Origin of the sequence: Halomarina halobia, assembly GCF_029338575.1 — an archaeon.
Classification (GTDB): Archaea; Halobacteriota; Halobacteria; order Halobacteriales; family Haloarculaceae; genus Halomarina; species Halomarina halobia.
In genome coordinates this window covers 194,358-218,525 of the sequence record NZ_CP119993.1, presented here as the reverse complement: position 1 = coordinate 218,525, position 24,168 = coordinate 194,358, and the positions used below count along the sequence as shown (strand labels likewise).

Annotated in this window: 23 protein-coding genes; 13 read left to right on the top strand and 10 right to left on the bottom strand. The window is 67.3% G+C overall.

Annotation, left to right across the window (positions count from 1 at the left end):
* The first annotated feature begins 1 nt into the window (after position 1).
* From P1K31_RS16560 to P1K31_RS16520, 10 genes are all read left to right on the top strand, one after another.
* Entirely contained in the window at positions 2-928 is a 927-nt protein-coding gene (locus P1K31_RS16560; RefSeq protein ID WP_276306419.1) for a branched-chain amino acid ABC transporter permease, read from the top strand.
* The gene (locus P1K31_RS16555; protein ID WP_276306418.1) at positions 925-1,977 is read left to right on the top strand and encodes a branched-chain amino acid ABC transporter permease; all 1,053 of its coding nucleotides are present in this window, start codon (positions 925-927) and stop codon (positions 1,975-1,977) included. Before P1K31_RS16560 ends, P1K31_RS16555 begins: the two co-directional genes overlap by 4 nt.
* Complete coding sequence (locus P1K31_RS16550; protein ID WP_276306417.1) at positions 1,974-2,657, top strand: ABC transporter ATP-binding protein; 684 nt, start codon at positions 1,974-1,976, stop codon at positions 2,655-2,657. The genes P1K31_RS16555 and P1K31_RS16550 overlap by 4 nt, the downstream gene beginning before the upstream one ends.
* Entirely contained in the window at positions 2,654-3,364 is a 711-nt protein-coding gene (locus P1K31_RS16545) for an ABC transporter ATP-binding protein (protein ID WP_276306416.1), read from the top strand. Before P1K31_RS16550 ends, P1K31_RS16545 begins: the two co-directional genes overlap by 4 nt.
* A gap of 84 nt (positions 3,365-3,448) precedes the next feature.
* A complete protein-coding gene (locus tag P1K31_RS16540) occupies positions 3,449-4,228 on the top strand; it encodes an enoyl-CoA hydratase/isomerase family protein (protein ID WP_276306415.1) in 780 nt (259 codons plus the stop codon).
* 31 nt (positions 4,229-4,259) lie between these two features.
* The gene (locus P1K31_RS16535; protein WP_276306414.1) at positions 4,260-4,655 is read left to right on the top strand and encodes a hypothetical protein; all 396 of its coding nucleotides are present in this window, start codon (positions 4,260-4,262) and stop codon (positions 4,653-4,655) included.
* On the top strand, positions 4,652-5,455 hold the full coding sequence (locus P1K31_RS16530; protein WP_276306413.1) for an alpha/beta fold hydrolase: 804 nt from the start codon (positions 4,652-4,654) through the stop codon (positions 5,453-5,455). Before P1K31_RS16535 ends, P1K31_RS16530 begins: the two co-directional genes overlap by 4 nt.
* A gap of 818 nt (positions 5,456-6,273) precedes the next feature.
* Positions 6,274-6,624, top strand: a complete 351-nt coding sequence (locus tag P1K31_RS21950; RefSeq protein ID WP_368410919.1) for an enoyl-CoA hydratase/isomerase family protein — start codon at positions 6,274-6,276, stop codon at positions 6,622-6,624.
* Complete coding sequence (locus P1K31_RS21945) at positions 6,588-7,061, top strand: enoyl-CoA hydratase/isomerase family protein (protein ID WP_368410926.1); 474 nt, start codon at positions 6,588-6,590, stop codon at positions 7,059-7,061. Before P1K31_RS21950 ends, P1K31_RS21945 begins: the two co-directional genes overlap by 37 nt.
* A gap of 120 nt (positions 7,062-7,181) precedes the next feature.
* Positions 7,182-7,931 carry an SDR family NAD(P)-dependent oxidoreductase gene (locus P1K31_RS16520; RefSeq protein ID WP_276306412.1) on the top strand — a complete coding sequence of 250 codons (750 nt, stop codon included), beginning with the start codon at positions 7,182-7,184 and terminating at the stop codon, positions 7,929-7,931.
* A gap of 100 nt (positions 7,932-8,031) precedes the next feature.
* Here P1K31_RS16520 and P1K31_RS16515 read toward each other — a convergent pair whose 3' ends face one another.
* Genes P1K31_RS16515 through P1K31_RS16505 form a run of 3 tightly spaced genes read right to left on the bottom strand, consistent with a single transcriptional unit; the run spans position 8,032 to position 12,471 of the window.
* Entirely contained in the window at positions 8,032-8,337 is a 306-nt protein-coding gene (locus P1K31_RS16515) for an acetone carboxylase subunit gamma (RefSeq protein ID WP_276306411.1), read from the bottom strand.
* Positions 8,338-8,342: 5 nt separating this feature from the next.
* Complete coding sequence (locus P1K31_RS16510) at positions 8,343-10,337, bottom strand: hydantoinase B/oxoprolinase family protein (RefSeq protein ID WP_276306410.1); 1,995 nt, start codon at positions 10,335-10,337, stop codon at positions 8,343-8,345.
* Between the two features lies 1 nt (position 10,338).
* Positions 10,339-12,471 carry a hydantoinase/oxoprolinase family protein gene (locus P1K31_RS16505; protein WP_276306409.1) on the bottom strand — a complete coding sequence of 711 codons (2,133 nt, stop codon included), beginning with the start codon at positions 12,469-12,471 and terminating at the stop codon, positions 10,339-10,341.
* Positions 12,472-12,695: 224 nt separating this feature from the next.
* Here P1K31_RS16505 and P1K31_RS16500 point away from each other — a divergent pair, with 224 nt between their 5' ends.
* Positions 12,696-13,697 carry an LLM class flavin-dependent oxidoreductase gene (locus tag P1K31_RS16500; protein WP_276306408.1) on the top strand — a complete coding sequence of 334 codons (1,002 nt, stop codon included), beginning with the start codon at positions 12,696-12,698 and terminating at the stop codon, positions 13,695-13,697.
* A 290-nt stretch (positions 13,698-13,987) separates the two neighbouring features.
* Here the strand turns inward: P1K31_RS16500 and P1K31_RS16495 are convergent, their stop codons facing one another.
* The 6 genes from P1K31_RS16495 to P1K31_RS16470 form a co-directional block, all read right to left on the bottom strand.
* On the bottom strand, positions 13,988-14,707 hold the full coding sequence (locus P1K31_RS16495; RefSeq protein ID WP_276306407.1) for an ABC transporter ATP-binding protein: 720 nt from the start codon (positions 14,705-14,707) through the stop codon (positions 13,988-13,990).
* Positions 14,707-15,453, bottom strand: coding sequence for an ABC transporter ATP-binding protein (locus tag P1K31_RS16490; protein ID WP_276306406.1), 747 nt, complete (start codon positions 15,451-15,453; stop codon positions 14,707-14,709). Before P1K31_RS16490 ends, P1K31_RS16495 begins: the two co-directional genes overlap by 1 nt.
* Complete coding sequence (locus tag P1K31_RS16485) at positions 15,450-16,490, bottom strand: branched-chain amino acid ABC transporter permease (RefSeq protein WP_276306405.1); 1,041 nt, start codon at positions 16,488-16,490, stop codon at positions 15,450-15,452. The genes P1K31_RS16490 and P1K31_RS16485 overlap by 4 nt, the downstream gene beginning before the upstream one ends.
* Positions 16,487-17,410, bottom strand: a complete 924-nt coding sequence (locus tag P1K31_RS16480; protein WP_276306404.1) for a branched-chain amino acid ABC transporter permease — start codon at positions 17,408-17,410, stop codon at positions 16,487-16,489. Before P1K31_RS16480 ends, P1K31_RS16485 begins: the two co-directional genes overlap by 4 nt.
* Positions 17,411-17,419: 9 nt before the next feature.
* On the bottom strand, positions 17,420-18,781 hold the full coding sequence (locus tag P1K31_RS16475) for an ABC transporter substrate-binding protein (RefSeq protein WP_276306403.1): 1,362 nt from the start codon (positions 18,779-18,781) through the stop codon (positions 17,420-17,422).
* A 155-nt stretch (positions 18,782-18,936) separates the two neighbouring features.
* Positions 18,937-20,613, bottom strand: coding sequence for an acetate--CoA ligase (locus tag P1K31_RS16470; protein WP_276306402.1), 1,677 nt, complete (start codon positions 20,611-20,613; stop codon positions 18,937-18,939).
* Between the two features lie 167 nt (positions 20,614-20,780).
* Here P1K31_RS16470 and P1K31_RS16465 point away from each other — a divergent pair, with 167 nt between their 5' ends.
* Together P1K31_RS16465 and P1K31_RS16460 are read left to right on the top strand one after the other, a co-directional pair.
* Positions 20,781-21,803 (top strand): zinc-binding dehydrogenase, encoded by a 1,023-nt coding sequence (locus P1K31_RS16465; protein ID WP_276306401.1) that lies wholly within the window; start codon positions 20,781-20,783, stop codon positions 21,801-21,803.
* A 3-nt stretch (positions 21,804-21,806) separates the two neighbouring features.
* Positions 21,807-22,799 (top strand): FAS1-like dehydratase domain-containing protein, encoded by a 993-nt coding sequence (locus P1K31_RS16460; protein ID WP_276306400.1) that lies wholly within the window; start codon positions 21,807-21,809, stop codon positions 22,797-22,799.
* 113 nt (positions 22,800-22,912) lie between these two features.
* On the opposite strand, the gene P1K31_RS16455 is transcribed toward P1K31_RS16460, so the two are convergent.
* Entirely contained in the window at positions 22,913-24,127 is a 1,215-nt protein-coding gene (locus P1K31_RS16455) for an acyl-CoA dehydrogenase family protein (protein WP_276306399.1), read from the bottom strand.
* Positions 24,128-24,168 lie beyond the last annotated feature (41 nt).

The window sequence follows — 24,168 nt, the reverse complement described above, 5'->3', positions numbered from 1 at the left end:
GATGGTCCTGGTGGAGAGCCTCGTCAACGGCCTGATACAGGGAAGTATCTACGCGGTGTTCGCGGCGAGCTTCACCATCATCTTCGGGGTGATGGACATCCCGAACATGGGTCACGCCGCCCTGTTCGCCGGCGGTGCCTACGTCTACTTCCAGGTCGTCCAGCTCTCCGGCTTACCGTTGGCGGTCGGGATACTGGCCGCGATCCTCGCCGTCGCGCTCCTCGGAGCGATCATCGAGCGGGCGCTGCTCGCACCGCTCTACGACAGGGACGAATCGGGGTACATCTTCGGCGTCATCCTGGTCACGCTCGGCGTCGCCCAGATACTGGAACGGGCGTTCGCCCAGACCTGGGGACACGAACCCCACTACCTCGCCTTCGGCGGTCTTCACAACACTCCGATCGCGTTTCTTGACACGTCGGTGACGGTCCTCGAACTGATCGTCTTCCTCTTCGCGCTCGCCAACTTCGCGTTCCTCTACTGGCTCATCAACTCGACGACGCTGGGGCTGAGTCTCAGGGCGATCGTCCAGGACCGCGAACTCGCCCGGATGAAGGGCGTGAACGTCCGACGGGCGTTCCTGTCGGCGTTCGTCCTCGGGAGCGCCATGGCGGCCGTCGCAGGGGTCCTGAACGCGGCCATGTTCTCGCTCACCCCCACGATGGGGTTCGATCTGCTCATCAAGGCGTTCATCATCGTCATCCTCGGCGGCATCGGTCGCGTCTTCGGGGCGATGCTCGCCGGGTACGCTCTCGGCCTCTACGAGGCGTTCGCGGTCCTGACGCTGTCGTCGTACTACATCTTCGCCTCCGAGTTCGCCGTGCTCATCCTGTTCTTCCTCGTGAAGGCCGTCGTGCTCAGGACCGGCACGGAGTCGCTGACGGGTGCGCTGCGTCAGCGGGTCGCCCGAGTACGGGGGGTACGATGAGCGGCGTCGAGGCCGAGTCGGGGCGCGTCGCCTCCGAGGAGGAGTTGAACGTCGACCTCCGCGGCGTCGCGTGGTCGAGCGTGACGCGGGCGACCGTCCTCGTGCTCGTCGCGGGACTGCTCGCCCTCCCGCTCGTGTCCGGATCGGCGTTCGTCGGGTTCGTCTCGCTGCTCGTCCTCGTGTTCGCCGTGATGGCCTCCGGGTACAACCTGATGCTCGGGTGGCCGAACCTGTTCGTCTTCTGTCCGGCCGCGCTCGCCATCATCGGCGGAGTGACGTTCGCGCTCCTCATGCAGGCGTTCGGCGTACCGTACCTGCTCGCGATACTGTTCGCGGGGGCCGTCGCCGCCCTGGTCGGCCTCGTCATCGCCTTCTCGGCGGTACTCATCGGCTCCGCCTTCGAGATCATCATCGCCACGCTCGCGTTCGAGCAGGTGGTGTTCTACGTGCTCACGAACTGGGGCGAGGTCGGATCGACCGGGATCAGCGGCGTTCCGAGCCCCTCCGCCGGCGTGCTGCCCGTCTCGCCGCTCGTCGAGCAGTACCTGTTTCTCGTCCTCGTTCTGACGGTCGTCACGGCGCTCGTCGCCGTCTTCGACAACTCGCTGACCGGCTCGCTGGCCATCGCGACGAGCGAGAACGAGGACCTGCTCCGTTCGATCGGGTACAACCCGGCGAGATACAAGCTCATCGCCGTCTCCCTCGGCGCGTTCGTCCTCGGCGTCGGCGGGAGTCTGTTCGCCTCCGTCAACGGCCTCATCACGCCAGCGGACTTCACCCTCCACCAGACCGTCTTCCTCCTCGTCATCACCGTCATCGGGGGACGCCGGACGATCCACGGGCCGATCGTCGGGGCCCTCGTGATGGTCGGGCTCCCCGAGGTGATCCGGTCGTTCGGGTTCGGGGACTACCGGGCGTACTTCGTCGGGGCGACCCTCATCGTCGTCGTCCTGCTCCTCCCCGGCGGTATCCTCGGAGGGCTCTCGGGGCGGTTCGGGATCGACGACCGATTGCCGGATCTACGCGGGCTCTGGGGGTCGGACCGATGACGCTCCTGGAGGTCGAAGACGTGCGGCGAACGTTCGGGGGTATCGTCGCGCTGGACGGCGTCACGTTCGACGTGACCGCGGGCGAGACGCACGTGGTCATGGGGGCGAACGGGGCCGGCAAGACGACGCTGTTCAACTGCATCACCGGCTACTATCGCCCGGACAGCGGAACGGTCCGCTACCGGGGGGAGGACATCACGGGGATGCGGGCCGACCGCACCGCGCGCCTCGGCATCCGTCGGACGTTCCAGGAGGTGGACGTCTTCGACGAACTGACCGTCGCCGAGAACATCAGCCTCGCGTCGTTCGAGACACAGCCCCGCGAGATCATGGCGCGTCTCGACCTGATCGAGATCCATGACAAGTACGGCGACGAACTCACCCTCTTCGAACGAAAGCGCGTCGCGCTCGCGCTCGTCACCGACGGGGACCTGCTGCTGCTCGACGAGGTGTTCTCCGGGGTCAATCCGTCGGAGAAGCCCGCGATGCTCGGCTACCTCGAGGAGCTCGCTCGCGACCACACGCTCGTCCTCATCGAACACGACATCGAGACGGCGTTCGAGCTCGCGGATCGGATGGTCGTCCTCGACCAGGGGCGCGTCCTCGCCCACGGCAGTCCGGGGGAGATACGAACGGACGAGACGGTCCAGGAACAGTACCTGGGGGAGATGGCGATATGACCGACCGAATCCTCGACGTCGACGGCGTGTCGGTCTCCTACGGGGACCTCACCGTGCTTCGGGACGTGAACGCCGGCGTCGCTCCGGGGAGCGTCGTGGCGATCGTCGGCGCGAACGGGGCCGGCAAGACGACCCTGCTGCGCACGATCGCCGGCGTGAAGTCCCCGGACGCCGGCACCATCACGTTCCGCGGGGAGGAGATCTCGGGCCGAGAACCCCACCAACTCATCCACCGGGGACTGACGTACGTCCCGGAACGCCACCGGGTCTTCCCCGAGATGACCGTTCAGGAGAACCTCAGGACGGCGCTGGTCCCGGTCGAGCGGGATCGCCGGGAGGCGTTCGAGCAGGTCTTCGAGCTGTTCCCGATCCTCCGGGAGCGGCGCGATCAGGAGGCCGGGACGATGAGCGGCGGCCAACAGCAGATGCTCGCCATCGCGCAGGGTCTCGTCACGGACCCGACGCTGATCATGCTCGACGAACCGACGCTCGGTCTCGCCCCGAAGATCGTGGAGGACATCAGAGACACGATCCTGGCGATCAGCGAGAGCGGCGTGACCGTGCTGCTCGTCGACGAGAAGGTCGAGATGGCCGCGGCCGTGAGCGACGAGATGTACCTCATGCGGAAGAACACGCTCACCTACCTCGGCGAACGCGGGGAGTTCGAGGCGGCGTACAACCGCATCCTCGAGGAGACGGTCGGGTAGTCGCGGCCGCTAGCCGCCACGACTTCCCCCTCGCCACACACCCACACTACACTCTCATCACACACCCACATCACCACACGAACAATGGACATCACTGACCCGTTTCTGAAGATCGCCGGCCGCCCGACCGATGCGGGCTCGTTCGTCGACGTTCGACTCGCCCGTCCCGACAAGCAGAACGCGCTCCCCGGAGAGACCGTTGACGCGCTCGTCGACGTGTTCGACGCGGCCGCCGCCGGCGAGGCCGACGCGCTCGTCGTCTCCGGGGACGGGGAGAACTTCTGCGTCGGCGCGGACCTCGCGGACCTCGCCTCCGAGGCCGACGAGGACCCGGCCCGGATCGCCCGTCGGGTCCAGACGCTCGTCGACGCGGTGCGATCCTGTCCCGTGCCGGTCGTCGTCTCGGTTCACGGCCGCGCGCTCGGCGTGGGGTGTCACCTCTGTCTCGGCGCGGACGTCGTCGTCGGAGCGACGTCCGCGACGTGGGGCTTCCCGGAGGTCGCACTCGACCTGCCCGTCACCGGGTACGTCGTCCCGCTGTTGACCGCGCAGATCGGAGAGCGGCGCGCCCGCGATTGGTTACTCACCGGGCGCACGGTCGGAGCCGAGGAGGCAGAACACGCCGGCTTCGTGACGCGCGTCGTCCCCGACGACGACCGCGCCGACGCGGTCGAGGAGTACGTCGACACCTTCGCCGCCAACGGGAAGTACACCGTCTCCGTCCTCCGCGAACGCTTCGCGGCGGGCGCTACGACGGATCTCGACTCGCTGCGTCGTAGCGAGCGGCGCGCGTTCGATCGGGCGTTTCGCGACGGGACGGCGGGGGAGCGCATCGACGCGTTTCGAGGCGGGGATCAGGGTTAGCTTCATGTCGCGCGCCGCCGTCCGTGCGAACATGCCGTTCGACAGTGAGACGTGGCTATCGGACCTCGTCGCGTCAGTCAATGACGACGAACGTTTCGGGACAGCGACCCGCGAGTTCGACGGCTCGATCGAACTCGCGATCGGCGACGAGACGGCCTGGCTGAAGATCTATCGCGGGGCCGTCATCGATACGGAGCCGTACGTCCCCGCCTTCGGGGCGACGTTCCGGATCGCCGGTTCGGCGGACGCCTGGCGCGCCCTCGCCCGCGGGGACGCGTCCCTCTCCGAGCAGTTCTACACCGGGGCGCTCCGGACGGAGGGGAACAAGCTCGAGGCGAACCGGCTCCGCGAGGCGACGGAACTGCTCGTTCGCCACCTGCAACTGATGACGACCGGGACGACGCGACCCACGGGGGTGGTCGAGTGAGCTGCCCCGAACTCCTCGGTCGCTACGTCACGGTCGACGAGACGCGGATCTACTACGAAGCGGTCGGCGATTCGAGCGATCCCCCGGTCGTCTGTCTCCACACCGCCGGAGCCGAGGGGCGACAGTGGCGCTACGTCGCGCCGCAGCTCGCCGAGGCGGGATACCGCGTCGTCGTGCCGGATCTCCCCGGACACGGGAAGTCGTACCCCGTCGATTGGCGCGTTCACACGTCGATCCACGAACACGCGGAGTTCGTCGTCGCCTTCGCGGCCGCGCTGGGTCTCGAGCGCCCCGCCATCGCGGGCTGTTCCATCGGCGGGGCGACCGCGCTCGACGTCGCCGTCCATCACGCGCCGGAGATCAGCGCCGCCGTGGTCATGGAGGCCGCCGGGCGGACCCGCGGGGCGGCCCTGGGACGGTTCGCACACCCCCACGCCTGTCCCGGATGGCAGAGCGTCCTCGACTACTCCGTGATCGACTCGACGGGCGACGTCGGCCCGGTCCGACGGGAGGAGCTGAAGTGGCAACACCGCGGCGCTCAGGCGGCTGCCACGAACGACCTCCAGGCGTGGGCGGACCACGACGTCACGGACCGACTCGCGGACGCGACCTGTCCCGTCCTGCTCGTCCGGGGGGCGGCGGACTTCTTCGTCCAGGACGACGTCTTCGACCGGACCGTCGAGGGTCTGCCCGACGTCGAAACCGCCGTCCTCGACGGCGTCGGACACTACCCGATGATGGAGGCACCCGACCGCGTCTCGACCCTCGTCTCTGGATTCCTCGACGACAGCGTTCGGTGAGGACACGTCGACTTCTCCCACGGTCAGTCCGACGAGAGGCGACCTCGCCAGCGCTCGTGCGGTCCGAGACCACGGCGTCCCGAATCACCGTTCGAACGCGGACCTCCTCGCGGCCTAACCGGAAGCAACCGTTCGAACCGTGCATGAGAAATCAGAATTTTTTACTCTTATTTCGTGGTGCGTCGTCACCGGCCGTCTCGGCAGGGGCCCCACCGAAACCCTCGCGGGCGCTGATGCGGTGACGATGCCGATACGGGCCGGTGTGCTGGCCCGTACGCGCGAGCGGCGTCTCACTGCGCTGTCCGCAGGGGTCGACGGTCGGTCGGTCAACCCCTCCGGGCGGACGGGTCACCCCAGTGACCTCACCGAGGGACCCCTGCGACCGGACCCGGTGGATCGATCCCGCCGGGCGCTGGTCGGTGGCCCGGGGGCGTCCGGTCCGGCGGTCGTCTCGGACCGCCGGCGCATGCGGCCCCCTTCGCGCTACTCGAGCCCGCTGGAGATCGTGCGTCGCCGCACGTCGTACCACGTAGCGAGTTCGGTGGCTGCCGTATCGCCTCTGTACGCGATCGGTGCCGTCAGCCGCCTATCGGCTCTCCTCCGACTCCCGGGAGTACTCGTGGGCGTTCTTCGACAGAGATCCCGTCGAAGTGCCCGATCACGTCTCGGGAATGAGCGGGTAGAATGTTATGATGGATACGGCGTGCGGTGTTCGGTGCGTCCCGGGCGCTGTCCCCGGTGCGCCCTCTCTCCATGTTTTGACAGCGGACAGAGAGCACCGTACGAACGCTTTTGGTCGCGAGGAACGACGCACGCGTATGCCGGAGAACGGTAGCGACCACGTCAGGATCGAGTACGACGGGCGGCGCGCGGACGTGATCATCGACCGACCCGAGAAGCGCAACGCGATGAACGAGACAACCGTCGCCGAACTCACCGCGGCCGTCGAGCGCGTCGACGGCGACGACGAGGTTCGCGCCGTCACCCTGCTGGGGAGCGGGCCCGCGTTCTGCGCCGGGTTCCAGCTCGACATGATGTACGAGAAGAGCGCCGAGGAACAGGACGAGTTCCAGCGCGCGTTCCGGGCCCTGCTCAACGCCATCGACCGGTCGACGACGCCGACGTCGCCGGTATCAAGGGCGCGGGCATCGCCGGCGGGTTCGAACTGACGCTGCCGGCTGACCTCCGCGTGCTGGGCGAGAACGCGAAGTACGGCGTCATCGAGGTCGACCTCGGCATCTTCCCCCACCAGGGGTCGACCCAGCGACTGCCGCGGCTCGTCGGCATCGGGAGGGCGAAGGAGCTCGTCCTCACCGGCGAGTACATCGACCCCGCCGACGCCGAGCGGTGCGGCCTCGTCACCGAGGTCGTCCCGGACGCGGACGTCGACGAGCGCGCCAGGGAGCTCGCCGACGACCTGACCGAGAAGGCGCCGCTGGGTATCCAGAGCGCCCTGGAGGCGTTCGGGGCCACGTTCGACGTTCCGCTCGAGGACGGCCTCGACATCGAACACCGGCTGGCGATGCGGGTGTACGGTACCGACGACCGCAGGGAGGGCTTCGAGGCGCAACTGGAGGGCAGGGAGCCACAGTTCGAGGGGCGGTAGTTCCGACGCGGGCCGGGGCAGGACGGAAGAGGACGGAACGAGATGGGATGGGAGAGGACGGAACGGGACGGGACGGGACGGAACAGACTTTTTTATGTATCCGTCGCCTCGAGAGGACGTATGCGACTCGCTGGCAAGACGGCGTTCATCACCGGTGCGGGTTCAGGACTGGGGCGCGCCGCGGCAGAACGGTTCGCGGCGGAGGGCGCGACCGTCGTCGGCGCGGATATCGACTACGAGGGCGTCCGGGAGACCGTCGAACGGATCGACGGCGAGGCGACGGCGCACGAACTCGACGTGCGCGACGGCGAGGCGTTCCGGGACGCCGTCGACGCAACCGTCGACGGGTACGGACTGGACATCCTGCTGAACAACGCGGGGGTCATCCACGACCCGACGCCGATGGAGCGCCTCGACCGCGCGACCCTCGACCGGATCGTCGACGTGAACGCCAAGGGCGTCTGGAACGGCTGTGCGGCGGCGCTGCCGCATTTCAAGGACCAGGGGTCGGGCGCGATCGTCAACACGGCGTCGCTGGCGGGCGTCATCGGGTCCCCGCAGTTCTCGGCGTACTCGCTGACGAAGGGGGCCGTGGTCAACCTCACTCGCGCCGTGGCCGCGGAGGCCGGCCCCCACGGCGTCCGCGTGAACGCGGTCTGTCCGGGCGTCACCGAGACGTCGATGCCGAGGGGCGACCGGTCGGACGACGAGTGGGCGGAGCTCGCCTCGCGGATGGCCGAGGCGTACCCGCTCGGGCGGCTCGGACGGCCCGAGGACGTCGCGAACGCGATGCTGTTTCTCGCCAGCGACGAGGCCGACTGGATCACGGGCGAGACGCTCGTCGTCGACGGCGGCTTCTCGTGTGCGTGATATCCAACCTCAGCCGGGTCGTCGCGATGCCGCTCGACCGGGCTACGCACGACCTGATGCCCACGGAGGCCCGAGTGACGTGAGCTGATCGTTCGGGGCGCTACGACTCGAGCGCCTCGACGTCGATTTCGATGTCGTGGATGATGCGGTCGCCCTCGAGCGCGAACCGGTGGTCGAACAGCACGCCGCACCCCGGACAGAACCACTCGCGGAACTCGTAGCCGGGATCCGAACCGAGGACGCGTTCCGGGGGCTGGAACAGCGGACCGGCGTCCGTCACCGGACCGGTGCGCATCGAACTGTGTTCCTTGTAGTTCTGGTCGGCGTCGCACAGCACTTCGCCGCACTCGCTGCAGCTGATCGTCGCCGCCTGCGCGTCGAGTTCCAGGTATTCGTGTATTTTCATCGTGATCACGCTCCCTCCGCGGGGACGACGCCGTCTTCGAGCCGTTGCCGGCGCAGTTCCTCCCGACGCGCTGCGGTCTCGTCGTCGATCACCTCGACGGCAGCGCCGTCGCGGTCGACGACGACACCGTAGATGTCTCGGGCGGCAGTTTCGCTGACGACGTTCTGGACGATATCTTCGGCGACCCGTTCCGGATCGCGCTTCAGCGGGTCGCCGTATCCCGACGGCGTTCCGTTCCGAGCCTGGACGACGTCGTTCGGGTTCTGGGTGTATTCGGATTTGGGTGCGAACTGTCGTACTTCGGCGCCGAACTCGTCGAGCGACTGGGGGATGTCCTGGTTCTCGAGGCGTTCGGTCACGTCCGTGTCCTCGACGACCTGGTTGAGCGACGGCGGCCCCGGATAGGACGCGAGGCCCGCCGAGATCGGCGTGACGCCGCTGTTCCCGCAGAACACGTTGTGTATCCGTTCGGTTTTATGCGGGATGAACCCGTACTGCATCGTCGCGCCGCCTCTGCGCTCGCCCGGTGCGCCCGAATCCTCGACGATCTCCTTGTAGAGGTAGAGGATCGGGTAGTCCTGTTCGTTGTTCTCTATGTTCGGCATCGGTCCCTTCGGTCCCCAGAGGTAGCCCCCGGCGTCGACACCATCCTTGTTCGGCGTCGCGCCGATTCCGGCACCCATGATGTCCAGGTTCATCGTCCCGAACGGGTTGCCCCACTGGTCGACTCCCGCCTGCGCCATCGTGCTGAGCGACGGGGTGTCACTGACGATGTCGGCCTTCAGATCGGGTGCCGCGGACAGCATCCGTCCCATCACGTCCTGGATGAGGCCGATCGAGAACTCGATGTTCGTCGTCCCGCCGGGACTACACCCTGCGGGCCACTCCGCCCGATTGAGGGTCCCCGGCGTCGTCTCGATCTCGATGTGTCGGAACGCGCCGCTGGCGACGAACAGCTCGTCGTACAGCATGAGCGGGTTGAGGACGCTCATGATCGCGGTCCGAAAGCCGGCGTAGCTGATGTTCATCACGCCCTGGCTCTCGGCGGTCCCCTCGTTCCGGAAGGTGAGGGTGTCGCCCCGCTTGGTCATCTGTATCTCGACCGGGTAGACGTCGCTGTCGCCGGTCTGCGACCCCTCCATGTACTCCCGTGCGCGCCAGGTTCCGTCAGGGATCTTCCGAATCTTCTGGAGGTACCGGTTCTCGGAGTCGTCGATGACCTGGTTCATCACGCCCTTGACCGTCTCGGCGCCGTACTCGTCGATGACGTCGTGGATGCGGTCGCGTGTGACCCGGCACCCGGCGACCTGCGCGTTGAAGTCCAGCCCGACCAGGTTCGGGAGGCGGGAGTGGCGAAGGTACATCTGCCGGATGTCCTGACGAACCTCGTCGTCCTCGACCACCTTCGTCGGTGGGATCGGCGTCGGTTCCCCGAACACGTCGTCCGCACTCGGACAGAAGCTCCCGGCGCTGATGCCACCGATATCGTACTGGTGGAGCGTGTTGACGACCCAGCAGAACAGTTCGTCGTCACGGAACACGGGTGCCAGGAAGAACACGTCCGGCTGGTGCGTGCTCCCGACCCACGGATCGTTCGAGAAGAACATGTCGCCGGGTTCGATACCGGGGTTCCCGCTCCGGTTTTCCAGCACCCACTTCACCTGGAGTTCCGCGATGGGTGAGAAAAACTGGATGTACGGGCCCTGGAACACGACCTCGCCGTCGGCCGTGAGGATGGTCGGGTTGAAGTCCTGCGCGAAGTACGCGACCGGCGACCCGGAGACGTTCTCGAGCGTGTGGCCGTGTTCCTCGTTGATAGTGTACAGACGGTGACGAAGCACGTTGTACGTGACCGGATCCACGTCGTCTTCGGCCTCTCTGTGCAGCGTCACGTCCGGATGGATGTCCAGCTCGTCGCGAGGGACGTAGCCGTGTCGGAAGTCGTCCCAGACGTTCGTCCCCTGATGCTGTTCGTCGTTCCCGTCAGCGTGTGATGCCATGTCAGTTCCCTCCGATGGAGATGTTGAAGTTGCTGTACGAGTCGATCTCGCAGGTGTCGTTCGGTGGAATCGCGATCGTCGTGTTCTCCATCCGTACGACGGCCGGTCCCGCGATGCTGGTTCCGGGCCCGACATCGGCGTCGTAGTAGATGTCGGTCTCGATGCGTCTCGACTCCCGAGGCCAGAAGACGTCCTCCGTCCCGTCGGGTGATCCCTCGCCGTCAGCGCCGGACTGTTCGAGTTGGGGTTTGGTCGTTCGCCCGTAGCCGTCGACGCGAACCGCGACGAGCTCGAAGCCGCTCTCGCTGGCGCCTGCCCCCTTACCGTAGAGCTCCTCGTACTTCCTCTCGAAGCGGACGATCATGTCGTCGACGTCGTCCCGACCGAGCGTCCCGCCCGGCATCGGAACTGGAATCTGGTGGACCTGGGCCCCGTAGCGGAGGTCGGCGTAGCGCTCGATTCGAATCTCGTCCTCGGTGAAGCCGTTGTCGCGGAGCTTATCCACGACGTCGCTCTCGACGTCTTCGAACCGGCGTGTGACGCTCCCGGGATCGAACGGCGCGACCGTCCGGATGTTGGACACCTCGTTTCGGTGGAGGACGTCCGACGAGGAGATTCCGAGCGCCGACCAGACCGAGGACGCGCTCCCTCCAGGGACGACGACGGTCTCGATATCCAGTTGATCCGCGACGGCGGCCATGTGTAGCGGGCCGGCCCCCCCGTAGGCGTAGAGGACGAAGTTCCGCGGGTCGTACCCGCGATTGATCGTCCGCTGCCCCACGAGGTCGGCCATCTGGGCGTTCGCGATTTCGACGATACCGCTGGCGGTCTCGGTGACGCTCATGCCGAGCGTATCGGCCAGGTCCCCGATAGCCGCCTCGGCGAGCCCTCTGTCCAGGGTCATACGCCCTCCGAGGAACTCGCCCGGGTTGAAGAACCCGAGCAACAGGTCGGCATCGGTGATAGTCGGTTCTGAACCGCCCTGGTCGTAGCAGGCGGGGCCGGGATCCGCCCCGGCGCTCTGCGGGCCGACCTCCAGACGATCGGTGTCCTGGTCGTACCACGCGATAGAGCCCCCACCGTTGCCGATGGAGTCGATGTCGATGTTTCGGATGGCGTAGTCGTACTTGTTGATGACGTTCGTGGCGTTGGTCAGCGGTTCGCCGTCGGTGAGCAAGCCGACGTCGAAGCTCGTCCCGCCCATGTCCGCCGCGATGATGTCCTCGTGACCCAGGTGGTCTGCGAGGTAACTACAGCCGATCATCCCGGCGGCCGGCCCGGAGTCGATGGTCCGGACCGGCTCCCTGATGGCGTCCGCCGCCGGCGCGACGCCGCCGCCGATCAGCATCACCAGCAGTTCGCCCTCGTACCCCCTGTCGGAGAGTTCCTCGTCGATGTCGTTGATGTACCGTGAGGTGACCGGCCCGATGGCGGCGTTGATCGCGACGGCCGTCGTCCGTTCGTACTCTCCCCACTTCGGAACGAGTCGATTGCTCCGCGTGAGGAAGACGTCGTCGTCGAGTTCGGACTCGAGTATCGAGATCATCCGCTCTTCGTGGTCCGGTTCGAGGAAGGACCACAGGAAACTGACCGCGACGGATTCGACGCCCGCATCGTGCAGCGTCCGGGCCACGTCCCGGGCCTGTTCCTCGTTGAACTCGACGACGACGTCGCCCATCGAGTCGATTCGCTCGTTGATACCGTAGACGCGCTGTCTCGGAACGATCGGTTCCGGCTTCTCCGCGTGCTGGTATCTGAGTACCCTCTCGATCGGGAGCCCGCTCGTCCGACCCGGCGCCCCCCGCATCAAGAACAGGGTATCCTCGGTACCCCGCGTCGTGACGAGTGCCGTCTCCGATTCCTCGCCCTCGATCACGGCGTTCGTACCGACGGTCGTCCCGTGTGACACCAGATCAGAGGACTCGAGCAGTTCGGTCGTCCCGATACCCAGTTCGGACGCGATGGCGTCGAGCGAGTCCAGAAATCCTCGAGCGAAGTCCCCCGGCGTCGACTGGACCTTGGCTCCGGTGATGGTTCCCTCCTCGTCGATCACCGCCACGTCCGTATGAGTACCACCGATGTCAACATTGCACAAGTATCCCATTGCGGTGGTGGCACCACGACCAGGTTCCACTTATATGTTCGGAAAAAAATAATTAACATTGTAATTCATGCATATTGATCACATTGCGGTTCCCCCGAGACGACTGTCGCGTGCGCCCCCGAACCGAGTCGGGGACGCGCAGTCGGGTGTTCGAGTATCAGTTGCGAACCCGCGTCCGTTCGTCGGTCACCGGAATCGCTCCGACTTGAGGGTTCTACCCGAATAATAATGTGCGTGGGGGGCTACCGAGACGTATGGTAAGCGTAGACAGTTTCTACTTCCCGACCGGTATCGACGCTGCCAGGAGGTACGCTCGATTCCTCGAGGAGAGCCTCTTCGAGTCGATCTGGGTCGCCGACTCCCAACAGCTGTACACGGACGCGTACGTGACGCTGGCGGTCTGCGCGATGGAGACCGAGACGCTCGGTCTCCGTACGGGCGTCACGAACCCCGTCAGCAGACACCCGTCGGTAACAGCGAACGCGATCGCCACGGTCAACCAGCTCTCCGGCGACAGGGCCGGTATCGGTATCGGCGCGGGAGACAGCGGCGTCTACTCGATCGGGAAACAGCCGGCCAAAGCGAGCGAACTCCACGAGGCAGTCGAGCAGATACAGACGCTGCTGTCGGGGGACGCGGTAGAGTTCGGTGGCGAGGAGTTCGTCCTCAAACAGGCCAACGGGACGGTGAAGGTCCACGTCGCCGCCGAGGGCCCCGTTACGCTCCGGATGGCTGGCCAGGTCGTCGACGGTATCATGTTTGGTGGTGGTTCGGCCCCCGATGTCATCCGGAGCGTGGCACACGAGAACCTCCGCGTCGGTGCGGAGCGGGCCGGGAAATCCCTCGACGACCTGGAGATCACGACGCTCACTCCCGGCTGTGTCGCCGATACCAGAGAGGAGGCGACGAGGACCCTCATGCACATGCTCGAGCCGATCGCCTACCACAACTTCAGCCACTCGGTGGAGAGCGCGCCCGAGGAACTCCACGACGACCTGAGGAGGCTCGTTGAGGCCCACGAGTTTCGGGAGCACGGCGATCAGGACGCCCGATCCCCGGAGGAACTCCCACAACGCGTTCAGGACTACCTCGGTGAGCGGTGGGCGATTGCCGGCCCCCCCGAGTACTGTCGGGAGCGGCTCCGAGCGCTGGACGACGTCGGTGTCGACAACGTGATGATCACGTTCCCGACGGGCGCTCCACTCGAGCACGCGCGGGAGTTCGACCGGACGGTCCTGCGACCGATGAGCGAGTGACGACGGGAGCAATCGCCGTCCCGCCGAGAACGCGGGGTCTCCTCGGCGGAGGGGTGATGTGCGGATCGCACCCGCTACACTCTCGAACTCCGACCTTCGGCGGTCGCGGAATCGTCGATCCCCTCGTCGGTGTCTCCCCTCGTCCGCGTCGTTTCGGCGTCGTACCGGTCGACGGGCGGGAGAACGACGCGTCGTTCGCCGACGCCGCGTCGAAACTGACGGCCATCTCTCACGCCGGACTGTCGAGGTACGGCTTCATCTGCCCGAAGACGGTACATGCGGTGCCGGCGTCAGCCCCCTCCGATGATCTGCATGAGTTCTTCGTCCTCCTCGACCGAGGCCGGATCGTCCGTCTCGGCGATGATCTCGCCCCGATCGATGACGTACAGCCGGTCGACGACGCCCTGCACGTGATTCAGCTGGGATTCGGCGATGAACACCGACGCGCCGAGTTCGCTCCGGATGACCCCGATGCTCTCGCGCAGGTCCTTCTTGATGCTGGGTGCGAGCCCCTCGAAGGGCTCGTCGAGGAGTACCAGGTGGGGCTGGGAGACGAGCGCGCGCGACACCGCGACCATCTGCTGTTGGCCGCCGGAGAGCTTTCCGGCGGCCCGGTCGAGGAACTCCCCCATCGCGGGGAAGACGTCGAGGACCATCGAGAGACGCTCCTCGGTGTCGACGTCGGACTCGTCGTCCGACCCCCACAGCGCCATCTCGATGTTCTCCCGGGCCGTCAGCTTCGAGATCAACTGTCGGTTCTCCGGGGCGAACCCGATGCCGAGTCGCTTTCGCTCGTGGGTCTCGTAGTCGGTGATGTCCTCGCCGCGGAACGTGACCGTCCCGTGGTCGAGGTCGCGGAGGCCCATCACCGTCCGGAACGTCGAGGTCTTGCCCGCGCCGTTCCGTCCCACGATGGCGACGCTCTCCGCCTCGCCGACGTCGACGTCGATGTTTCGAAGGACCGTGACGTCCTCGATCGTCGCCTCGACGTCGTCGAGTTCGAGCAGCATCACTCCTCACCCCGAATGCGACGCTTCACCGTGGAGTCCTCGAGGACCTCCTCCGGCGTGCCGTCGACGAGCTTCCGCCCCTGATCCATCGCGAACACCCGTTCGGCGTACTGAGCGATGAGTTCCATGTCGTGTTCGATGAACAGGACCGCCGAGTCGGTCGTCTCGAAGTACTCCTGCAGTCGGTTCATGATCTCGTGTTTGTTGTCGGTCGCGACCCCGCTGGTCGGCTCGTCGAGGATGAGCAGCTTCGGCCGCATCGCGACGCTCATGCAGACGTCGAGGATCTTCTTGTCGCCGTGGGGGATCGTCTCCGCCTTCACGTTCCGCCGTTCGGCGAGTCCGAATGTCTCGAGTAGTTCGACGGCCTCCGCGCGGCTATCGTCCTCCCAGAGGAGCACGGAGAACAGGGAGTTGCTCCGTCGCTCGCGAGAGAGCACCGCCGAACGGACGTTCTCGAGCAGCGTCAGGTCGTTACACACCTGCGGGATCTGGAACGAGCGGACGAGCCCGCGCTTCGCGCGGTCGTGAACCGGCGCGTCGCCGAGCGTCTCGCCGGCGAAGACGACCTCGCCGTCGGTCGCTTCGAGGACGCCGGTGAGCAGGTTCACGAACGTCGTCTTCCCGGCCCCGTTCGGGCCGATGATGCCGACGATCTCCCCGCTCTCGATCTCGAAATCGACGTGATCGACGGCCGTGAGCTCGCCGAACTTCTTGGTCAGCTCCCTCGTCTCGAGGACTGTCATTCCCGTCGCCTCCCCTCGATCAGTTCGCTCGCCTTCCCGTGTACCCGTCTGGCGATCCCCGCCACGCCCTCGGGCTCGAACACGACGATGAGAAACAGGACCAGCCCCATCACGAAGTGCCAGTACTCGGTGAACTGCTGGGCCTCCGAACGGATGAGGATGAACGCCCCCGCGCCGGCGATCGGCCCGAAGAAGGACCCCACGCCGCCGAGGACGGTCATGAACGCCAGTTCGCCGGACCGCGACCAGTGGAGGACGGTGCCCGGCGTGACGTGGCTGTTGAGGAAGGCGTACATCGCGCCGCTGACCCCGGTGAAGACGCCCGAGACGATCGTCGCGTACCAGCGGTACCGCACGACGGGGATCCCGATGGCACGGGCGCGTTCGGGGCTGTCGCGGATCGTCTTGAGCGTCAGCCCGAACGGGGAGTTCATGAACACCCACATCAGCGCTATCGAAACGAGGAACGACAGGAGGATGACGTAGTAGAGGACGCCCTGGAGGTAGCCGCTGTAGCCCCAGACCGCGACGTAGTCGATGCCGGCCACGGTCGGCGACGAGATCGGAACCCCGTCCGTGCCGCCGGTGTAGGTGTACAGCTTCACCGTGACGACGTACAGGAGGAAGCTCAGCGCGAGCATCAACAGCGCGTAGTACACCTCGGTGTGCCTGACCGAGATGTACCCGATGACGACCGCGAGGACGGCCGCCGCGAGGATCCCGATCGGGAGCAGCACGAACAGCTCGCGGACCTCCGTGTACCGGAGGACCAGACCGATCGCGTACGCCGATCCGCCGAAGAACGCGGCGTGACCGAACGACAGCAGTCCGGTGTACCCGAGCAGCACGTTGAACGCGACCGCGGCGATCGCGAACGCGAGGATCTGCGCCGTCAGGAAGACCTCGAACTGCCCGGTGCCGGGGAGGTACGGCAGCCCCAGCGCGAGCACGACGAGCCCGGCGGTCGCGAGACCCGACGGGGTCGTGAAGCCCTCCCGAACGGTACCTGCAATCCCGACGTCAGTGTCCTGACTCATGCTTTGATGTCTCCGAATAGACCGGTCGGTTTGATCAGCATCACGGCGGCCATCAGCAGGAACACGATCGCGAGCGCCAACTGCGGAACGTAGTAGGTGCCGAACGACCGCATGAAGCCGATGAGCAGGGAGGCGGCGATCGCCCCCTTCAGGCTACCGAGTCCGCCGATGACCAGCACCGCAAACGCCAGAATGACGAACTGGAGCGAGAGCCCGGTCGTCATCGACGCGTTCGGCAGGTACAGCGCCCCGCCCAGCCCCGCCAGCGCGACGCCGATGACGTACACCTTGAGGTGGACCGACCGCGTGTCGATGCCGGTGACGCCCACGATCTCCGCGTCCTCGGCCATCGCCAGCGTGATCTTGCCCAGGCGCGTCCCCTCGAAGAAGTAATAGAGGGTGACGGCGATCACGGCGGTAACGCCCGTGGCGAACAGCGTCCACAGCGGGTAGCGGGAGCCGAACAGCGTGACGCCGCCGAGGAGGTTGGACGGTGCGGTCGCGGTCACCGGCTGTCCGCCCCAGATGAACTTCATCCCGTCTTCCATCATCAGGATGACGCCGAACGTCGCCAGCAGCTGGTAGTCGTCCTCGAGCCCGTATATCGGCCGGAACATCGTCCGTTCCATCGCGAGCCCGACGATCGAGACGACCGCCGGCACGACGAGGAGCAACCCGACGAGGAGCACGACGAACAGGACGCCGCTCCCGACCGACCCGCCGAGCGCGGTGACCACCCGCGTGATGACCGTCGCGGACACGTAGGCCCCGAGGACTAGGAACGCGGCGTGCGCGAGGTTCAGGAAGTTGAGCATCCCGTAGATTATCGAGAGGCCGGTCCCGAGCAGGAACAGCACCGACGCCAGGAACAGCGCGTTCAGGACGAGCGGCACCTGCTGGGTGAGTAGGTCTATGGGCATCGTCGCTGGTCAGATGCTGTCGAGCCACTCGCCGGTGGTCTTGTTGACGGGCGGGTTCACCTCTTCCTTGGCGATCCAGACGGGGTCCCGCAGCGAGATGTTCTCGCTGCTGGTGTCCGAGAACCCCCAGAACGACGGTTCGACCGCGTTGTGGCTCCCTCGGGGAATGCTGAGGAAGCCGCTCGCGGTGTCGAAGCCGATACCCTCCATCGACTGGATCCACGCCTCGGGGCCGGGGTACTCCCCGCTGAGGTTGTACGCCCGCTCGACGGCGTGGACGTAGCCGTGCAGCGCCTGCCAGGCGTGGAAGGCACCGTGCGCGTACGGCGACGCGTCGTACCGCTCCTCGAAACTCGTGACGAACTCCTCGTGGAGCGAGTTCCACCCCAGGACCCCGTAGGGGAAGTGGGGACCACGGGCCCCGAAGAGGAGGCCGTCGGGGACCTGCTTCGGCGCGTCGGCGAACACGTGCGTCCCGCCGCTGAAGCAGGGCAGCGTGTCGTCGAACAGCCCCCGACCGTTGGCCTGCGTCATGAAGTTCACCAGGTCACCGCCCCAGAGGCTGGAGAAGAGGTAGTCGGGGTTGCTGTCGTTGAGGGCGCTGATGGTCGAGCTGAAGTCCTCGTTGGGGAACGGCGTGAACCGCGACTCGACGACCTCGACGTCGATGCTGAACGCATCGATGGCCTTCCTGAACAGGTTCCAGTTGTTCCGCCCGTAGGCGTAGTCCTGGTTGACGCCCGCGACGGTCTCGACGTCCGGGAGCGCGTTCTTCAGGACCAACGCCGCGCCGACCGCGTCGGTCGAACTGCTGGCGCACGTCCGGAACACGTACTTCGGGTCGGTGATCGCGTTGTCGAACAGCTCCGTCGTCCCCGTGTCCCAGATGATCGTCGGCTGGCCGAGTTCCTCGGCGATCGGCCCAACCGTGAGGGCGTTCGCGCTGGAGATGTATCCGATGATGATGTCGTAGTTCTCCTGGGTGGCGAGCTGGCGGTACTGCTGTGAGATGTTCTCGTTGTTCTCGTCGTACTCCTCCATCTCGATCGTCCGCTCGCCGAGGATACCGCCGTTGTCGTTGATCTTGTCGACGATCATTCGGGCGGCCTGCATCATCGGCGTGCCGAACACCGCCGCCGGCCCGGAGGTGAACCCCACGCACGCCATCCGAAGCGGTTCGCTGGGAATCTCGCCGCCACCGCCGCCACCGCCACCGCCGCCGTCCGCCGCCGGGTTCGAGCAGCCCGCCATCGACGCCGCGATCGTCGCGGCGCCGGCCCCCTTCAGGAACGTCCGCCGGTCGAGGTGGGGGTCGACGGGGGGGATTCCGCGCTGTACGATGTCTCCGTCCGGCTTGAGGGGTGGCCGCATGGACCAACCGTATGTAAGTATCGTTAATAACTATTCCCCTTGTCCCGGACCCTCGACGGGGAGAGAAAAACCGGTAGAGCGGCACTGATCTCCCAGGGCCTCCCGTACTCGGATGATTCGAAACGTCTCACCGGGCGGTATCCCGCGTCGCCCGATCACTCCTCGCGCGCTTCGAGCGACGTCCGGCGGACCTTCCCGGAACTGGTCTTCGGCAGGTCCTCGATGAACTCGATCTCGCGGGGGTACTCGTACTCGGCCAGGCGATCCCTGACGTCCCGCTTGAGCGCCGATTCGAGGTCCGAACTCGGGTCGTACCCGGCAGCGAGGACGACGAACGCCTTCGGCACCTCCCCGCGCTCCTCGTCGGGCACGCCGATCACGCCGGCGTCGGCGACGGCCGGATGGGCCGCGAGCGCCTCCTCGATCTCGACCGGCCCGATCCGGTAGCCCGCGCTGATGATGACGGTGTCCTTCCGGGAGGTGAACTCCAGGTAGCCGTCCTCGTCAAGGGTACCGAGGTCCTCGGTGAGGAGCCACCCGTTTCTGACCTTCGCGTCCGTCTTCTCCGGCTTGTTCCAGTACTCCTTGAAGCAGACCGGGTTGCCCTCGAACCGAACGGCGATTTCGCCGATCTCACCCGGCTCGACGGTCGGTTCCGCCGTCTCGGGATCGACGATGGCGATCTCGTGGCCGGGTGCGCGACGACCGATCTTCTCCGCCCGCGATTCGACGAGCGCCGTGCAGTCGCCGACGATCATGTTCGCCTCCGTCTGCCCGTACGCCTCGTGGACGGCCGCGCCCTCGAAGACGTCCTGCGCCCAGTCGACGATGCTCTGACCGAGCGACTCGCCGCCGCTCGGGACGCACCGGATGCTGGAGACGTCCCACCGACCCGGGTCCTCCAGTTGCTCCATCATCCGCAGCGCCGTCGGCGGGGCGAAGTAGTTGGTCACGTCGTACCGCTCGATGACGTCCATCGCCGTCGCCGGGTCGAAGGTCTCGTCGGCCGTGTAGGCGACGACGGGCCGACCGTAGAACAGGCCGGGGAACACCACGTCGAACAGGGTGGCGACCCAGGCCCACTCGGAGGGCGTCCAGAACACGTCGGTGTCGCGGAGCTCCAGATTACAGAACCCGGTGACGAACAGGGGGAGGTTCCCGAGCAGGACGCGGTGGGCGTGGCGGACGCCCTTCGGGTCGCCGGTCGTGCCCGAGGTGTAGATGATGATGGCGTCGTCCTCGGCGTCCGTCCGGACCGTCTCGAACGCCGACGAGTTCGCCTCGACGACCTCGGCGAACGCCGCCTCGCCGTCCCCGGAGGCGGCCGCGCCGACCGTCACGACGGTTTCGAGCGACGACACCTCCCCGGCGACGGCCCGGAGGGTGTCGACGTTGGAGTCGTCGACGACGCACGCGACCGCCCCCGCGTCGTCGAGCCGGTACCGGACGGCGTCGGTGCCGAACAGCGTGCTGAGCGGGACGGACACCGCGCCGAGCTTCCAGCACGCGAGGTGCGCGAGGACCGTCTCCGGCCGCTGTCGCGCGTTTATCCCCACGCGGTCGCCGCGTTCGACGCCCCGCCGCCGGAGGTAGTTCGCGACGGCGTTCGCCGCGTCCCGGAGCTCCGAGAACGTGTAGGTCTCTCGCCCCCCGTCACCGTCGTCGGCGTAGACGGCGACCCGCTCGCCCTCCTCGGCCCAGCGATCGCAGACGTACGTCGCCATGTTGAACGACTCGGGGACCTCCCACTCGAAGGCGTCGAGCAACTCGTCGTAGCTGTCCCACTCCCGCTCGTAGAAGTGGTACGCGTCTATCCGGGTCTCCTCCAGCATGTGCCACCAGATAGCGAGCGGAACTATACAACTTGCGGTGGGGTCGCCGGCCGCCGGTTCGCGGCGACGTCCTTCCGCGACGGGGACGCGTCGGTGGTCCGCCCACCTCCGACCCGCTCCGCCGAAAAAGTATAAGTGTCCGTCCGAGAATCATCGTCCACTTCGCCATGCGAGCCTCAGTCATACCGGAAACCGGCGGTCCGGACGTCATCGCGGTGCGGGACGTACCCGACCCGGAGGTCGGGAGCGACGACGTCCTGATCGAGGTGCGAGCCAGCGCGGTCAACCACACGGACGTCTGGATACGACGCGGCTACGAGGGCGATCCGCCCATCGTCACCGGGATCGACGTCGCCGGCGAGGTCGCCGAGGTCGGTGCGGACGTCGACGACCTCGCGCCCGGCGACCGCGTCGTGCTCTACTGGAACACGACCTACTGCGGCGGGTGCGAGTTCTGCAACGACGGCGAGACGACGATGTGTCGCGACTACGGCGGACTGGGGGTCAAGCGCGACGGCGGCCACGCCGAGTACGTCGCCGTCGAGGCGCGCCACGCGGTGGAACTCCCGGACCACGTCCCCTTCGAGGAGGCGGCCGCGGTCCCCTCGAACTTCGGGACCGCGTGGCGCGGCCTGCTCACCCGCGCCGGCGTCGGCTCGAGCGACGAGGTGCTCGTCCTCGGAGCGAGCGGCGGCGTCGGCCACGCCGCCGTCCAGATCGCCGCGCACGCGGGGGCGACGGTCTACGCCGCCAGTTCCTCGGCGGAGAAGGCCGAACGGCTCCGCGACCTCGGCGCGGAGCGCGTCGTCGACTACACCGAGACGGCCATCGACGACGCGGTCGCGGACCTCACCGGCCGTCGCGGCGTCGACGTCGTCTTCGAGTCGGTCGGCGGCGAGACCTACGAGCAGGCGGTGCGGAGCCTGGCCCGCGGCGGCCGACTGGTCACCGTCGGCGCGACGACCGGCGATGCCGATCAGGGGATGCTCCACCACGTGTTCTGGAAGCAACTCGAGGTGATCGGGGCGACCGGCGCGACGATGGGCGAGTTCGAGGACGTGCTCGGGGCGTTCTTCGACGGCGACGTCGAACCGGTCGTCGATTCGGTCATCTCGCTGGAGGAGATACCCGCGGCCCACGAGCGACTGTCGAGGGGCGACGGCTTCGGGAAGATCGTCGTGAGGCCGTAGCCGATGTCGAACCGGACGCTCGACCGGCTGGAGTCACGGGTGGGCGCCACCGTCGAGTCGGTCGAGGGGTTCACCGTCGAGGGCGGTAAGGTCGCCGAGTTCGCGGCCGCGGTCGGCGACGACGATCCCGTGTTCCGCGACCCGGAGGCGGCGGCCGACCGCGGGTTCGAACGCCGACCTGCCCCGCCCACGTTCACCCGGTCGTCGATGTTCCCGCGGTACCGGCCCGACGGCGTCGGTCGGCTCGGGTTCGACCTCGGGTTCGACATCCGGTACGAACTCCACGGCGAACAGGCCTACGAGTTCGCGCGACCGGTGTACGTCGGCGACACGCTCTCGGCGACGACGACGCTGACCGACGCGTACGAGCGGGAGGGCCGACAGGGCGGAACCATGACGTTCGCCGTCCTGGAGACCGAGTACGTCGACGCGGGCGGCGCGCCGGTCGTCACCGAGCGGGAGACGCTCATCGAGACCGACGGCCCGGTGGCGGAGAGCGATCGGGACCCCGACCCGATCGATCGAGACGCGACTCCCGACGGGGCCAGCGTCCGGCAGCCGGTCGCCGGATTCGAGCCGGTCGACTCGGTCGCCGACGTCGCGGTCGGCGACGCCGGCCCGACGGTCATCGTGGAGGAGCTGGTGCCGCAGGACTTCGTCCGGTACGCCGGGGCGAGCGGCGACTTCAACCCCATCCACTACGACGAGCGGTACACGCGGGCGCTCGGAAACCGAAGCGTCTTCGGCCAGGGGATGCTCGTGGCCGGCTACGCCGGCCACCTCGTCACCGACTGGTTCGGGGTCGCCGCGATCCGACGGTTCCGGACCCGGTTCACCGCCCGCGCCTGGCCGGGTGACACGCTGACCGTGACCGGGGAGGTGACCGGCGTCGACGCGCCGGAGGTGACCGCCGAACTCACCGCGACGCGCCAGACGGGACAGACGGTCCTGCTCGGGGACGTCACGGCGACGATCCCGACCGCGGACCGCGCGTGACGCTCGGGGGCGGGTCTCGCCCCAGTTCGGGATCGGCGTCCACGACGTCTCCGTCGGGAAACTCGCGCGAGCGACCGGGCGAACCGCCCCGTCCGTTCCGGCGACGCCGACGCTCACTCCCCGAACCGGGGGAGCGACTCGAGTTCGGCCGCGTCGACGTTCTCGAAGGACTCCCGGGCGAGCGTGCGCTTGTGGACCTCGTCGGCCCCGTCGACGATGCGGAACGACCTGACCGAGGCGTAGAAGTCTGCGATGGGGAGGTCGTTCGACATCCCGCTTCCCCCGCAGAGCTGGAGCGCGGTGTCGACGGCGTCCTGCGTGACGTTCGCCGTGAACACCTTGCAGGCGGACACCTCGTGGCGGGCGGTCTCCCCGCGGGCGATCTTCGTCGCCGCGTCCCGGACCATCGTCCCGGCGGCGTGCAGCCGTATCTCCGCCTCGGTGACGGCGAACCGAGGACCCTGTTTGTCGGCCAGCGTCCCGCCGAACGCCTCGCGCTCCGAGAGGTACGCCTTCGCGACGTCGAGCGCGCGCGTCGCCATCCCGGTGTAGCGCATGCAGTGGGTGAGCCGGGCGGGACCGAGGCGCTGCTGGGCGTGCGTGAACCCCTCGTTCTCGGTCCCCAGCAGCGCCGATTCGGGGACGCGCACGCCGTCGTACTCGATCTCGGCGTGGCTGGAGTGGACGGTCGACGGCCCGAGGTGGGGGATGTCGCGGACGATCTCGACGCCGTCGGCGTCGGCGGGGACGAGAAAGAGCGACGTACCGGCGTAGGGGTGGGCGTCCATGTCGGTGCGCGCCATGACGATCAGCACGTCGGCCTCGCTCCCCTGAGTGGTCCACCACTTGTGGCCGTCGATCACCCACTCGTCGCCGTCGCGCTCCGCCCTCGTCCGCATCATCTTCGGGTCCGACCCCGCGCCGTCGCGCGGTTCGGTCATCGAGAACGCCGAGACGATGTCGCCGGCGACCAGCGGCTTCAGGTACTCCTCCTTCTGCTCCTCGGTGCCCACCAGTTCGATCGTGTGCATGTTCCCCTCGTCCGGCGCGGCGACGCGCATGGCCGGCGCGCCCAGCAGCGACCGCCCCGCCTGTTCGAACAGCGGCAGGACGTCCCGGAAGTCATGGCCCATTCCGCCCCACTCCTCGCCGATCTGCGGGCAGTAGACGCCGCGGTCGCGGGCCTCCTCGCGGAGGTCGGCGACGACCGCCTCGGAGACCGCCTCGCCGCCCGGATGCTCGCGTTCGACCGGCAGTACCACCTCGTCCATGAACCGCCGCGCGCGCTCGCCGAGCTCTCGCCCCGTCTCGGAGTCGTTGTACTCCATGGACCACCCTGTGGCCGCACCCACATAGTTTAGTGGGCCGG